Source organism: Rufibacter sp. LB8, assembly GCF_014876185.1.
Taxonomy (GTDB): Bacteria; Bacteroidota; Bacteroidia; order Cytophagales; family Hymenobacteraceae; genus Nibribacter.
Genome location: NZ_JADALJ010000001.1, coordinates 4,543,093 through 4,557,068 on the forward strand (window position 1 = coordinate 4,543,093; position 13,976 = coordinate 4,557,068).

Consider the following 13,976-nt stretch of genomic DNA (forward strand, 5'->3'; position numbering starts at 1 on the left):
GTCTTACTCTGCCGCCTCCATCCGTTTTCGGCCCCGTTTCAAGAATGGAGCCCGAAAACGGAAACTTGCCGAAGGTTTAGGTTACCTATAGTGGTTTGGCTTACACAATTCGTCGCCCTTTGATAGGATTAGGGACATCGCCTCCTGAGCACCGCATTTCTGATCATGTAGGGGCGTATTGCATACGCCCTCACGCATTCCTGGTAAATGATGGTTGTGAGTCTGGCCGGTTTTCTATGGTGGCAAAAGCCAATACGGCTGTTAACGCAAAGGGCGTATGCAATACGCCCCTACATTTAAAATAACGATTGAATCAGCGAAACATATCATCCCAACCCCCTTCAATAGGGGACGAAGTGCGTGAAAACTAAAGACTCAGGACTCAGGACTCATTTCTACCGGTGTGAGTCATCGTCCTGAAGCAGGCTGAGGTAGCTTTCATAGCGGGGAAGGGCGATTTTGCCTTTTTTCACGGCTTCCTGCACGGCGCAGCCGGGTTCATTGAGGTGCACGCAGTTGTTGTATTTGCACTTGTTCAGACGGGCGCGCATCTCTGGGTAGTAGTGGCTGATTTCCTCTTTTTTCATCTCCACCACGCCCAGTTCTTTGATGCCCGGCGTGTCAATCAGGTAGGTGTCCTGGCCCACTTCAAACATCTCGGCAAAGGTGGTAGTGTGTACGCCTTTGTCTGAGAACGCCGAAATCTCAGAGGTTTTAATGTCCAGATCTGGCACCAGCGCGTTGACCAGGGTGCTTTTGCCTACGCCAGAGTGGCCCGAAAAGAGTGAAGTCTTGCCCTGCAGCATTTCCCGGATGGGTTCCAGGCCTTCGCCGGTGTGTGCCGAGCAGGTGAGGCATTGGTAGCCAATCTGCTCGTACAGTTGCACCACCTGCTGCAGGTAGGCCATGGCTTCCTCGTCATACAAATCAATCTTGTTGAAGAGCAGCACCGCCGGAATGCTGTACGCTTCAGCGGTCACCAGAAAACGGTCAATAAACCCGAAGGACGTTCTAGGCGAGACCAGCGTGACCACCAGAAAAGCAATATCTAAATTGGAGGCCACAATGTGCGCGTGGTGCGCCTTGTGCGTGGATTTTCTGATGATGTAGTTGCGGCGCGTGGCAATCTCGGTGATGACGGCTTGTTGGGCACCGCCTTCCAGTTCCATGGTCACTTCATCGCCTACGGCCAGCGGGTTGCTTACTTTCAGGCCTTTAATCTTGAATTTCCCGCGCAGGCGGCACTTGTACAGCAGCCCGTCAGCGTGGGCGCGCACCAAATACCAAGAGCCGGTTGACTTTATGACGGTTCCAATCATGCGTTCTTCTTACTGCCCGAAGGTAGCCAATATTCCAATGCCGTGAGAATGCGGTGGGTGGCACCGGCCTGTTTTTCAATGTAGGTTTGGGCGGCTTGTTTGATGTGGGCGCGCTTGGCGGGGTCTTGGTGCAAAGCGGTGAAAATTTTGTCCAGCTCCTTGAAGGCACGCACCGGGAACGCCACACCCAACCCAATCAAATCCACGGCTTCCTGGAACTTGTCATACTTGGGGCCAAAGAACAGGGCAGGGCCAAACGCGGCTGGTTCCAGGGTGTTGTGCAACCCTTTGCCGAAGGCGCCGCCCACGTAGGCGTAGTCGGCGTACTGGTAGAGTTGCGAGAGTATGCCAATGTTATCAATCAACAGAATGCGTTTGGCGGCCACGGTATCTTCTGCAGCCTGCGAGAACCTGGCCGTCTGGCCGGGGAACTGGGTCTCCACCTCGCGCAGGTCTTTCTCTTTGATTTCATGCGGGGCCAGAATGAACTTGAGCGTGGGCAGGTGCTTTTGCATGAACGGCAATAGAATCTTCATGTCCTCGGGCCAGCTGCTGCCAATCACCATTACGGGGGCATTTGCTTTGAACGCGGCGGCCAACGCAATGGGCACTGCGGTCTTGGCGGTCTGCAGCACACGGTCGGCGCGGGTGTCACCGGCGTTGCTCACCTTGGTGAAGTTCAGGCTGGCCAGCAGTTGAGCAGATTCCTGGTTCTGGGTGTAGATGTGCGAGAAACGCTCCAAGATTCTTCGGTAAAAAGCGCCTTGTTTTCTGAAGTATATCTGGTTTTTCCTAAAGATGGCCGAAATAGAAATCAACGGAATACCGCGTTTACGGAGCGCCTTGGTATAGTGGTGCCAGAATTCATACTTTACAAAAATGGCCATCTTGGGCTTGACTAGTTTCACAAACCGGCTGGCGTTTGCCTCGGTGTCCAGGGGAAGGTAAAAGATGAAGTCTGCGCCGGAATAGTTTTTGCGCACCTCGTAGCCGCTGGGCGAGAAAAACGTGAGCAGGATTTTAAACTGCGGAAATTTGACCCTGAACCCTTCTATCAACGGGCGGCCTTGCTCAAACTCGCCCAGGCTGGCGCAATGGAACCAGACCAGGGGGGCGGTGTTGGTGGCCAGCTGGGTTTCCATTTCCTGGAAGACGTTCTCGCGGCCTTTAATGAATTTGGCGGCCTTGTCATGGAACGGCGAGGCCAGCCGGACACCCCATTTGTATGCGCTTATCCCTACTTCGTATAAAATCTTTGACATTTCTTTCCTTCTATTTTATCTGTTCTAGCCACCGTGCCGCATTTCTAGCATTGTCTCTGCAAAGATACTACAGTTGTTTTGTTTTTACTGTCTGGTTAGCGGTTTTGGCTGGTATACTACTTGTCTAGTATGCGTGTGCTGTAATAAAATTATGAATGCCTTATGTCCTGATTTTCAATGCAAAGTAGCTTTAAATTAGCATGAAATGAAAGAAGCCTCTGCGTTGGCAGAGGCTTCTTCTGTAAAATTATCCTAAACGGGTGGCTTAGTGTGAGGCCAGGTAGTTAGAAACACCTTCATGGGTGGCTTGCATGCCTTCTTTGCCTTCTTCCCAGTTGGCAGGGCAAACTTCGCCTTTCTCCTCAAAATACTGGAGGGCGTCAATCATGCGCAGGGCTTCGTCAATGCTACGGCCCAGGGGCATGTCATTCACCACTTGGTGGCGCACAATACCGGCTTTGTCAATCAGGAACAGGCCACGGTACGCCACGGGCTCGCCAATGAATACCAGTTCGCCTTCTTCGTTATAGTCATAGTCACCGGCCAGCACATCAAAGTTCTTGGCGATGGTTTTGGTGGCATCAGCTACCAGCGGGTACGCCACGCCTTCAATGCCGCCTTTGTCACGCGGGGTGTTCAACCAGGCCCAGTGTGAGAAATGCGTGTCAACGGAGCAGCCTACCACGGCCACGTTCTTGCGCTTGAAATCTTCCATGCGGTCTTGGAACGCAATGATCTCCGTAGGGCACACAAATGTGAAGTCCATGGGGTAGAAATAGAACAGCACGTGCTGCTTGCCTACGTACTGGTCCAAAGAGAAATCTTCTACAAATTCACCGTCTACTACGGCGGTCGCTTTAAACGACGGTGCTTTTTTGCCAACTAAAACTGCCATGTTGCTATGTGTTAAATTGTAAGTTAAACTGTATGGGTGTCAGCCGAAAGGACCGTCCCGTTTGCGGGTGCAAAGGTACAACCCCAAGCTGTAAGCTGCAACCCACCACCTAAACATGGCAGTGTGCAAAAGGTTACCGGCTGCGGGCTTTGTCTGGTTTGAAAATTTCTGTTTTCGGGCTCATTTCTGGAAATGGAGCCTAAAACGGAGGCCAAGGAATCCCCTCTCCCTCTGGGAGAGGGCTAGGGTGAGGGAGTAATTTCATAGTAAAAGCTATTCACTTTTAAAAAAAAAAATTGACCCTCATCCTAACCTTCTCCCAGAGGGAGAAGGGACTGGGCTTTTCTAATTGGAAACGAACGGATTTGTAGTAGAAGTTTGGTTTAACTTTCCTGTTTTGGGGCTCATTTCCAGAAATGAGCCCCAAAACAGGAAATCACTTCCCGGTAAAATTGGCTTTGCGTTTCTCTACAAAGGCGTTCATGCCTTCGGTCTGGTCTTCTGAGGCGAAGGTGAGGTAGAAGTTTTTGCGCTCAAAATGGAGGCCTTCGTCCAGGTGGGTTTCAAAGCTGCGGTTCACAGATTCCTTGGCCAACTTCACCGCCACCGGCGACAATTGCGCGATCTCAGTGGCCAGTTTAAAGGCTTCCTCTAAATAAAGCTCTACGGGCACCACGCGGTTGATGAGGCCGTGGCGGTCTGCTTCTTGCGCGGAGATGAACTTGCCGGTGAGCACCATCTCCATGGCTTTGGCTTTGCCCAGGGCTTTGGTCAAACGTTGGGTTCCGCCGGCGCCGGGCATTACGCCAATCTTTATTTCGGGCTGCCCGAACTGCGCGGTTTCTGACGCGATGATCATGTCACAGGTCATGGCCAGCTCGCAGCCGCCGCCCAGGGCAAAACCACTCACGGCTGCAATAATGGGTTTCTTGGTTTTCTTGATCTGGTCCCAGGTGCTGAACTGGTCAATGGTGAGCATGTCAATGGCGGTTTTTCCGGCCATCTGCTTAATATCAGCGCCGGCGGCAAAGGCGCGCTCATTACCGGTGAGCACAATGGCGCGCACGTTGTCATTGTCGTCCAGGTCTTTGAGGGCATCGCGCAGCTCGCCCATGAGTTGCAGGTTGAGCGCGTTGAGTTCCTTGGGGCGGTTGAGTTGGATGAGCGCCACGTGCGGACGGGCTTGTTCGGTGACCAGAATATATTCCATGGGTAAAATACGGGTTGTGGATGAAGGTTAAAAGTAGATAAAAATCAGGACTCAGACGGCAAAGGGGCCGGGCGGCAGACCAGTTGGTACGTTTGGCGGCTGCGCTGCTCCAGCAGAATTTCCTTGCCTTCTGAGATAGCGTCTAAGCTGGCCTGGTCATAATTCTTGACGGTGTACAGGTGCAAGGGTTGGTTGTAGAGAATCTGGAACTCGGGTTGCAAGTTTTCAACTAAAGCCTGCACACGGGCGGCGTCATAATCTGTACACACAGAAAAGGAGATGGCCGAATTCTGCATGACGTTTATTTTCAAACGATGTTCGCTCAATGCCTGAAAAATGGTGCTCAGGTTCTGCTCGGTCACAAAGCCGTAATCTTTGGAATGGAATGACAGCAGGCACTGGTTCTGCTTCACAATAAACGCGGGCGCAATGCGGTCATGCCGGCAGTTTTTTATGACCGTACCCGCCTCCTGCGGATTCAAAAACGATTTTACATACAGCGGAATCCCTTTCTTGGCCAGCGGTGCCACCGTCTTGGGGTGAATCACAGACGCTCCGTAATAGGCCATCTCAATGGCTTCCTGGTAAGCAATTTCTTCGTAACAGATAGTGGTGGGGAACAGTTTGGGGTCGGCGTTGAGCAGGCCGGGCACGTCTTTCCAGATGGTCATGCTTTCCGCAGAAAGGCAATAGGCAAAAATAGCGGCGCTGAAATCAGAGCCTTCGCGGCCCAGCGTGGTGGTGTGGCCTTGGCCAGTGCCGCCAATAAAGCCTTGGGTCACTACTATATTATTTTTCAGCAACGACGGTAGTGTTTCCTGAATCAAGGTTTCGGTCTGGGTCCAGTTTACCTGGGCCTCGCGCCAGGTGGCATTGGTGCGCAGGCAGGTGCGGCAGTCCAGCCAGTGGGTGGCCAGGCCCTGCTGGTGCAGGAAATGGTGCAGAATCTGGCTGGAGAGCAGTTCGCCCACGCTGATGATCTGGTCATACTGGAAGTCAAATTCCTGAGGTTCAACGCGCTCCAGTAATTGTTGCAGGGCCTGAAACTGATTTTCTATTATTCCGTAGACAGAGGCACCTTTATCTGGAAACAGCGCCTGCACAATGCCCAGATGGTACTGCCGGCAGCGCTGCCAGCCCTCAGAAAAATCCTGCTGCCTGAAGGCCTGTTGATACATTTCTTCTAACGCATTGGTGGTCTTGCCCATAGCAGACACCACCACTACCAATTGCCCCGTTTGTGGCAAGGCAGAAAGCAGCCTGGCTATGTTCCGGAACGCACCGGCGTCTTTCACAGAGGCGCCCCCAAATTTGTAAACTAACATTCTTAAAAGTTATTATTTGATACTTTGTCAATTTGGCTGGCAAGATTTTCGTCTAAATTAGTAAATTTGTAATTGCCTATTCGTTCACATTACTACTCAACCATATGACTATCAAAGAAAATCTGGCACTTCCGGTGGGTACTACCCTTGACAGGTTCATCATGCGGAAGCAGGAAGATTTCCCGTTTGCCACCGGTGAGCTTTCCCAATTGCTTCGTGACATAGCCCTAGCGGCAAAAATAGTGAACCGCGCCATTAACCACGCAGGTTTAACAGATATTGGCGGCGCGTACGGCAAACAGAACGTGCAGGGCGAGGACCAGCAGAAGCTGGACGTGGTAGCCAACATCCGGTTCATACGCGCCCTGCGCAACGGCGGCGAGGTGTGTGCCATTATTTCTGAGGAAGAAGAGGAGATTATACAGACCGGCAACCAGAAAGGCCGCTACATTGTGGCCATTGACCCGTTGGATGGTTCCTCTAACATTGACGTGAACGTGTCTATCGGCACTATTTTCTCCATTTACCGCCGCGTGTCTGAAATGGGCGGAGACGGCACCCTGGCCGACTGTTTCCAGAAAGGGACCGAGCAGGTAGCCGCCGGGTATATCATCTATGGTTCCAGCACCATGCTGGTGTACACCACGGGCAACGGCGTGAACGGTTTCACTTATGAAACTTCTCTGGGTGAATTCTTCTTGTCACACCCCAACATCACCATTCCTGCCAAAGGCGAGATTTACTCTGTCAATGAAGGCGGGTACAACCACTTCCCCGAAGGCGTGAAGAAATACGTGGAGCTGTGCCGCGTGCGCAACTACTCTGCCCGTTACATTGGTTCTTTGGTGGCAGACTTCCACCGGAATCTATTGAAAGGCGGTATCTATTTGTACCCTAACACCCAGAAATCGCCGCTAGGCAAATTGCGTCTGTTGTATGAGTGCAACGCCTTGGCCTTTCTAGTGGAGCAGGCCGGGGGCAAAGCCTCAGACGGCATGCGCCGCATTCTGGACATTGAGCCGTTTGAGTTGCACCAGCGCTGCCCGTTCTACATTGGCTCCACAGAGATGGTGGAAGAAGTAGAATCTTTGCTGGTAGCCCGCGAAGTAAGAGAAAGAACGCCTGTGGCGTAATACTTTAAAATTTTCTGTTTTCGGGCTCATTTCCAGAAATGAGCCCGAAAACGGAAAATCAAAACCATGTTAAAACAGGAAAGCCCTTGCTATTGGCAAGGGCTTTCCTGTTTTATAAAGAATACCGTTAGGCTTTTTTCTTGGCGGCTTTCTTTTCTTTTACGTCTTCCTGGTTGTCAGAATCTTCTGCAGAAGTTGTTTCCGCCGGGGCCGCCTCAGGAGCAGGCGCGTCGGTTGCTTTTTCCTCTGCATAGGGAAGGAACTGGCTTACCGCCTGGTACCACTGCACCAGTTTTTTCATGTCTGAGGCATACACCCGCTCCTGGTCATAGTCTGGCAGCACAGATTCCATAAAGTCTGAAAGTTCCTGCGTGCTGGACTTGGCGTTCACCGGTAGGTTGGTGCCGTATTTCTCCTTGATTCTGTCAAAGATATCAGCTAAGGGCACGGTGGCCTCCGCGTCATTGGTGTACATGGAGATCTCCTGCAGAATGGAAACCCGGTTGCGGGCCTGGGCCACGCTGCGCACCGGTTTTTCGGCCAGGCTTTCTACAATGATGCCATTGCGGGTTGGGGCAATGATCTTGTACAGGCCGGGCATGCCGGAAATGGAGGCAATCTCTTTCAGGTCAAATGGCATAAAAGAAAAGGTTGGTTAAGGTAGGTTATAGTTTAAAGTTAACGGGAACGCTGTATTGCTGGCTGTAGCCGGGCGCGTTGAATTTAAGCAGTTGTACCACGCGCAGCGCTTCCTGGCCCAGTCCGCCGCCCACTTCCTTCAGAAGTTTTAGGTTGGAGATGGAGCCGTCTTCGTTCAGCACAAAGCCCACAATGCACTGGCCCATTACGCGGTTGCGCTTGGCCATGGCCGGGTACTGTATGCTGCGGTTAAGGTGTGCCACCAAAGAGTCCTGTCCGCCGGGGTAATGCACGGCCACGGGCAGCTTACCGGCCTGAGCCACCGCTGCCGGTGTTGCAGGAGGGGTAAACGAAGAAGCCACGGCCATGGTAGAGGCAGAAACCAACAGGGCGATGAGGGTGTGTTTTACGTTCATGGTTGGGTAATTAAAGGCTAAAATACTTACTGTTTCTCAGATTTCAGCATGTCTTTGTAACGCTTGTTCACGTCTTCAATAAAGGCCAGAATCTCATCACGCCCGTCTTTTGACACCGAGGAGCTTTTCATGTACCGGGGCATCTCTTCCCAGGTGTCCTCCAAAGATTTCATAAAGAAGGCAATGTTGGCGTCTGTCTTTACGCTGGACTGCTTGTCTATCTTTGTGAAGATAAGCACAAAAGGGATGCCCATGGTTCCAAGCTGCTCCATAAATTCCAAATCTGGCTTCTGCGGGGGCAGGCGGGAGTCTATCAATACAAATACGCAGGCCAGGTTGTTGCGGTGCTGCAGGTAGTACTTGATCATCTTGCGCCAGTCCTCTCGGGAGTCTTTGCTCACTTTGGCCCAGCCGTAGCCCGGTAAATCTACCAGGTACCAGGTGTCATTGATGAGGAAGTGGTTGATGAGCTGGGTCTTGCCGGGGAACGAAGACGTCTTGGCCAGCTTGAGCCGGTTGGTGAGCATGTTGATCAACGATGACTTGCCCACGTTAGACCGACCGATGAATGCGTACTCCGGCAGTTCTGTCTGCGGGCACTGCTCTGCGCGGGTGTTGCTACTAATGAATTTTGCCTCTTTGATTACCATACGTCACTGCTGTAAATACTGGCCCGCCCAAACGGGAACGCACAAAGGTACCAAATTAATGCGCATTGGCGTTGCCGTATGCCTACGCAGCCCTAAAACTTGGGTTTGTGCTCTTTTTCAACAACCATTTAAAGGTTTTTGCAGTATCGTATGGCGAAAGAACGCGTAACCAGCCGCCCAGGTGCCAAGCCTAAGACCGGAAGCGCGGTTTTTACGTATGCAAGAAAATGACAAGTAATTCTGTCTTTAGAAACAAAATATCTGAAATTTTGAATATCATTGTACTTCTCTTGCGCGCGCGCAGTCTGTAGGCGGCCGGGAAGCAAACCCCACTGCCCATCTGCGTCTTTGCTTTTGGAAGAACACAACATTGCCTTATTTAAACTTTTACCTATGGATCACTTAGACAAGCGGTTATTTAAATCATTCCTATTTTTGTTAATGCTTTGCTTCATGGCCTCCACCGCCATGGCCCAGAGCACGCGCAAATTGGTGCGGAGTGGCGACAAGTTGTTCAACATGGCCAACTTCAGAACTGCGCTGCCCTACTATGAGCGCGCCCTGGAGCGCGATCCAGACAACGCCAAAGCCCTGTACCGGGCTGGTATCAGCTTGATTGCGTTTGACAAGGAGAAAGCCAGCGAGTACATCTACAAAGCCTATAAACTTAAACCGAAGGTAGAAGACGACATTCTCTACTGGCTGGGCCGCGTGGACCTGGTGAACTATGAGTTTGACCGCGCCATTCAGCATGGCACCAATTACCAGAAAGGCCTGGGCAAGCGTGACGTGGAAGGCAAAGAGCAGGCCGCGTTGTTAATTCAGCATGCCCGTAACGCCAAGAAAGAAGTAGCCAACCCCAAAGACGTGTTCGTGAAGAACCTGGGGCCAGTGATCAACACCGCTTTCTCTGAGCACAGCCCCGTGATCTCCAAAGATGACTCATACCTGTTGTTCACCTCCCGGGCGCAGAACGTGACCGGTGGCAAAGAAGCCGTAGACGGTGAGTACTATGAAGATATCTTTGAATCCCGCCGTTTAGGTCCGGAAACCTGGGAAACGCCACGCTCCCTGAGCGGCCGTTTGAACGGTACCGGCCATGATGCCTCTATTCAGTTGTTTGACAATGACAACAAGTTATTGATGTACCGCCAGGACCAGAACGGTGACCTTTTTGTAGCCGACCGCTCAGGCGGGGACTGGTCTCCGCCAGTAAAGCTGAACGCCAACATCAACACCCGTGACTTTGAAAGTGACGCCTTCATCACCGCAGACGGCAACACCATGTATTTCTCCACCAACAGCCGCTCTGAGAACGGTGACCTGGATATCTACTATGCCAAGCGCCAGCCCAACGGCGAGTGGGGAGCGCCTAAGAACTTCGGGAACGGTGTGAACACGCAGTATGATGAAGACAGCCCGTATTTCACGCCAGATGGTTTGACCATGTATTTCAGCTCACGTGGCCACAGCACCATGGGCGGGTATGACATCTTCACCATAAAGTTTGACACCGTGGCCCGCCGCTGGAGCCGCCCTGTGAACGTAGGGTACCCCATCAACACCCCAGATGATGACACCTATTACCGCCTGAGCGCCGATGGCCGTTTGGCGTACCTTTCGTCTTACCGCATGGGTGGTTACGGCGAGAAGGACATCTACACCATCAACTACATCAAGAGCGCCATTGTGCGGGGCCATGTGTACAGCCTGCGTGACAGCACCATTATACCTGGAGTTGAATTGGTGTTCACCGGAAAAGCCGGTAACAACACGCCGCTGGAATACAGAGACGTGACCAAACCAGACCTAGGCAATTACCAGGTGACCGTTTTATCTGCCAGACCTTACCAGGTGACCTTGAGCAAAGACGGGAAAAACCTGGCCACTGAGCAATTTGAGGTTCCGCTTTCCACCAATGACACCACCGTGGTGGAGAAAGATTTCTACATTGACTTTGGCGGAACTACCGGCATTGGCGCACAGTCTTATGCGTTCAAGCGCATTTACTTTGACACAGACAGGTACAACCTGCGGCCAGAGTCTATCTCAGAACTAGACAACCTGGTGAACGTGTTGAAAGCCAACCCAAGCCTGCGTATCTCTATTGACGGTCACTGTGACGCACGTGCCTCAGATTCTTACAACATCTTGTTGGGTGAGAACAGAGCCATGGCCGCCTATAACTACCTGATCAAAGCCGGTATTCCTAGCAACCGCATGATTACCGTAAGCTACGGTGAGCGCAGACCGGCTGCCCCAAATGACTCGCCGGAGAACATGCAGCTGAACCGCCGCACTGAGTTCAACGTGATCAGAGGCAACGAGCAATAAGCAATTCCGTTTTCGGCTTCGTTTTCAGAAATGAGGCCAAAAACGCCAAGAACACGCAGCCCCGGCCAATTTTGGTCGGGGCTGCGTGTTTTCATAGGGCTGGTTGTACAACATATTGCAGGAAATATAGTTAAAGCATAGTAGCTTTGCCCTTCATAACCAAGACCCGTACATGTCAGTAGTACCGTATAAAGACCAGGACGAAGGAAAGAAAACCCAGGTGGCCAACATGTTCAACAGCATAGCCAAACGCTATGACTTCCTGAACCATTTCCTGAGCGCCGGCGTGGACATTTACTGGCGCAAGCGGGCGGTCAAACTGCTGGAGAAACACAACCCTCAGGTCATTCTGGACATTGCCACCGGTACGGGAGACTTCGCGCTGGAGACCATGCGCCTGAAACCCCGGCAGATTGTGGGCATTGACATCTCTGAGGGCATGCTGGCCGTGGGCCGCGAGAAAATTCAGAAGAAAGGCCTGGAGAACGTCATTCAACTGTACTTAGGAGATTCTGAGAACATTCAGTACCCAGACAACCACTTTGACGCCATTACTGTGGCTTTTGGCGTGCGCAACTTTGAGAACCTGGAGAAAGGCCTTTCTGAGATGTTCAGGGTCTTGAAACCGGGTGGCAAGGCCGTGGTGCTGGAATTCTCCAAACCGCAGACGTTCCCCATGAAACAGGGGTATAATTTTTATTTCAAACACATATTGCCGGTTTTCGGGAAATTGATCTCCAAAGACAACGCCGCCTACACGTACCTGCCAGAATCTGTGCAGGCGTTTCCAGACGGTCCAGATTTTTTGGCGATTTTCAAGAAAGTAGGTTTTAAAAACACAGAATGGCACTCACTCACGTTTGGCATCAGCTCCATTTACACCGGTTTAAAATAATCGCTTTCCTGTGCGTGGCCTTGGCCCAGGCACCCCAGCAGGCGCAGGCCCAGAAGATTCTGGGCGAAAACCTGCCCGGCTATGAATACCGCAAGATTAGGTGGGGTTTCTCTCTGGGCATGAACGCGTCTTGGTACCAACTGCAGCATTCACAGACCTACGTAGACCAACTGGGCGCTGGCGGTTATTCTGTGAATGACAAAGTGGCCCCGGGCTTCAACGTGAACTTTATTGCCACCTACCGGCTTTCTCAGGATTTTCAGATACGCCTGCAGCCCGGCGTGGGCTATTATGGCCGCACCGTGGAATACAAGGGCATGGTAGATGGCACCGGCGAGGACAAGACTGTTTTGCAGGAACTCAACACCTTTAACATAGAAGTGCCCTTGCTGGTGAAGTATGAATCGCTGCGGCGGAAAAATTCACAGATGTATTTTATTGCGGGCGTGAAACCGTCTGTAGTGGTGGGCGGCCAGAAAAAAGGCAACCCCGAGGTCTTGCAGGTGGGCACCGCTGATTTCACCATTGAGTATGGCGTGGGGCTGGACATGTTCTACCCGTTCTTCAAATTCTCCCCAGAACTGCGCTACGCCCGCGGCATCACCAATGTGCACAAGCCCTATGATTCTGTGTACAACAACAGCATCAAGAGCCTCACCACCAACACCATCACTTTGTACCTTAACTTTGAATAAGCAGTCCATGCCCAAGAAAATTGCATTAGTGACCGGAGCCTCTTCGGGCATTGGGCGGGCCGCCGCCGTGGCCCTGGCGCAACAGGGTTTCAAGATCATTGCCGCCGGACGACGCACCGAGCGCCTGCAGGAACTGGTTGACCAGTTTGGCCCAGACCAAGTGCTGCCCCTGGCCTTTGACGTGCGTGACCACGCCGCCGTGCAAGCCGCCATTGCCAGCCTGCCCGCCGCTTGGAAAACCATTGACGTGCTCATCAACAACGCCGGCAACGCGCACGGCCTTTCACCCATTCAAACCGGAGATATAGCCGACTGGGACGCCATGCTGGACATTAACGTAAAAGGTTTGCTGTACGTGACCCGCGAGGTGCTGCCCGTGATGGTGGAGCGCAAAAGCGGCCACGTGATCAATATTGGGTCCATTGCCGGCAAAGAGGCCTACGCCAACGGCAACGTATACTGCGCCAGTAAATTTGCCATAGACGCGCTCTCCAAAGCCATGCGCATTGACCTGGTACACGAGGGTGTGAAAGTGTCTGAAATAAACCCCGGCGCCGTGGAGACTGAGTTTTCTGAGGTTCGTTTCAAAGGCGACACAGAGCGTGCCGCCAACGTGTACAAAGGCTTTGAGCCGCTACGGGCCGAAGACATAGCCGACCTTCTGGTGTTCATGGTCACCCGGCCCAAGCACGTGAACATAGCCGAAGTCCTAATTCTCCCCGCCGCCCAAGCCTCGGCCACCATTATAAATAAGCAGTAAGTCTAATAGAAATACCTGGAAATCCCGCTGGTGCTGTCACGTGCCGCCGGGATTTTCCGTTTTCGGGCTCATTTTCAGAAATGAGCCTGAAAACGGAAAACCCTACTTCAGTAAAAATTTCTACCGCATCCTTAGTCTATCCACACTTCTTGGTCTTTCCCCTGACAGACCAAATCCTATTGTCTTATTTCTCCCAATAATTCGCGCGCATTTCGTCTCCCTTTGAAGGGGGTAGGGGGATGATGACATCAGAAGATAACTTAATCAAGTCCTCTTCGGTAGATTCTTCGGTCGCTTCGCTCGCTCTCTTCGGCTCTCACCTCAAGAATGCTCAGGATGACCTTTAAAATACTTTTCACTGCGCGCTTGCTCTCCAAAAGAAACCATTCCCAACTCTTTTCAAATGAGGACGAAATACCTGAAAATCCCGCTCGTACTGTCAA

At 52.0% G+C, this 13,976-nt stretch carries 13 protein-coding genes; 5 read left to right on the forward strand and 8 right to left on the reverse strand.

Annotated features, from left to right (window positions below; all coding sequences use genetic code 11):
* Positions 1-395: 395 nt before the first annotated feature.
* The 5 genes from rsgA to IMY23_RS19025 all read right to left on the reverse strand — a co-directional run bounded on the left by rsgA (position 396) and on the right by IMY23_RS19025 (position 6,011).
* Entirely contained in the window at positions 396-1,319 is a 924-nt protein-coding gene (rsgA, locus tag IMY23_RS19005) for a ribosome small subunit-dependent GTPase A (RefSeq protein WP_192823595.1), read from the reverse strand.
* A complete protein-coding gene (locus tag IMY23_RS19010; protein WP_192823596.1) occupies positions 1,316-2,581 on the reverse strand; it encodes a 3-deoxy-D-manno-octulosonic acid transferase in 1,266 nt (421 codons plus the stop codon). Before IMY23_RS19010 ends, rsgA begins: the two co-directional genes overlap by 4 nt.
* 265 nt (positions 2,582-2,846) lie before the next feature.
* Positions 2,847-3,476 (reverse strand): peroxiredoxin, encoded by a 630-nt coding sequence (locus IMY23_RS19015; RefSeq protein WP_192823597.1) that lies wholly within the window; start codon positions 3,474-3,476, stop codon positions 2,847-2,849.
* A 436-nt stretch (positions 3,477-3,912) separates the two neighbouring features.
* Positions 3,913-4,686 carry an enoyl-CoA hydratase-related protein gene (locus IMY23_RS19020; protein ID WP_192823598.1) on the reverse strand — a complete coding sequence of 258 codons (774 nt, stop codon included), beginning with the start codon at positions 4,684-4,686 and terminating at the stop codon, positions 3,913-3,915.
* 44 nt (positions 4,687-4,730) lie between these two features.
* A complete protein-coding gene (locus IMY23_RS19025; RefSeq protein ID WP_192823599.1) occupies positions 4,731-6,011 on the reverse strand; it encodes an aspartate kinase in 1,281 nt (426 codons plus the stop codon).
* A gap of 104 nt (positions 6,012-6,115) precedes the next feature.
* Here IMY23_RS19025 and fbp point away from each other — a divergent pair, with 104 nt between their 5' ends.
* Positions 6,116-7,144, forward strand: a complete 1,029-nt coding sequence (gene fbp, locus IMY23_RS19030) for a class 1 fructose-bisphosphatase (protein WP_192823600.1) — start codon at positions 6,116-6,118, stop codon at positions 7,142-7,144.
* A 127-nt stretch (positions 7,145-7,271) separates the two neighbouring features.
* Here fbp and IMY23_RS19035 read toward each other — a convergent pair whose 3' ends face one another.
* Genes IMY23_RS19035 through yihA form a run of 3 tightly spaced genes read right to left on the reverse strand, consistent with a single transcriptional unit; the run spans position 7,272 to position 8,849 of the window.
* Positions 7,272-7,784: a DUF5606 domain-containing protein gene (locus IMY23_RS19035; RefSeq protein ID WP_192823601.1), complete on the reverse strand. Its 513-nt coding sequence runs from the start codon at positions 7,782-7,784 to the stop codon at positions 7,272-7,274.
* Between the two features lie 25 nt (positions 7,785-7,809).
* Positions 7,810-8,199, reverse strand: a complete 390-nt coding sequence (locus IMY23_RS19040) for an energy transducer TonB (RefSeq protein WP_192823602.1) — start codon at positions 8,197-8,199, stop codon at positions 7,810-7,812.
* Between the two features lie 26 nt (positions 8,200-8,225).
* A complete protein-coding gene (yihA, locus tag IMY23_RS19045; protein ID WP_192823603.1) occupies positions 8,226-8,849 on the reverse strand; it encodes a ribosome biogenesis GTP-binding protein YihA/YsxC in 624 nt (207 codons plus the stop codon).
* Positions 8,850-9,242: 393 nt separating this feature from the next.
* Between yihA and IMY23_RS19050 the strand changes: the two genes are divergently transcribed.
* The 4 genes from IMY23_RS19050 (at position 9,243) to IMY23_RS19065 (ending at position 13,533) form a co-directional block, all read left to right on the forward strand.
* On the forward strand, positions 9,243-11,183 hold the full coding sequence (locus IMY23_RS19050) for an OmpA family protein (RefSeq protein ID WP_225986556.1): 1,941 nt from the start codon (positions 9,243-9,245) through the stop codon (positions 11,181-11,183).
* A gap of 172 nt (positions 11,184-11,355) precedes the next feature.
* On the forward strand, positions 11,356-12,078 hold the full coding sequence (ubiE, locus tag IMY23_RS19055; RefSeq protein WP_192823604.1) for a bifunctional demethylmenaquinone methyltransferase/2-methoxy-6-polyprenyl-1,4-benzoquinol methylase UbiE: 723 nt from the start codon (positions 11,356-11,358) through the stop codon (positions 12,076-12,078).
* The gene (locus IMY23_RS19060; protein ID WP_192823605.1) at positions 12,027-12,773 is read left to right on the forward strand and encodes a porin family protein; all 747 of its coding nucleotides are present in this window, start codon (positions 12,027-12,029) and stop codon (positions 12,771-12,773) included. Before ubiE ends, IMY23_RS19060 begins: the two co-directional genes overlap by 52 nt.
* A 7-nt stretch (positions 12,774-12,780) precedes the next feature.
* Positions 12,781-13,533 (forward strand): SDR family NAD(P)-dependent oxidoreductase, encoded by a 753-nt coding sequence (locus tag IMY23_RS19065; RefSeq protein WP_192823606.1) that lies wholly within the window; start codon positions 12,781-12,783, stop codon positions 13,531-13,533.
* Positions 13,534-13,976 lie beyond the last annotated feature (443 nt).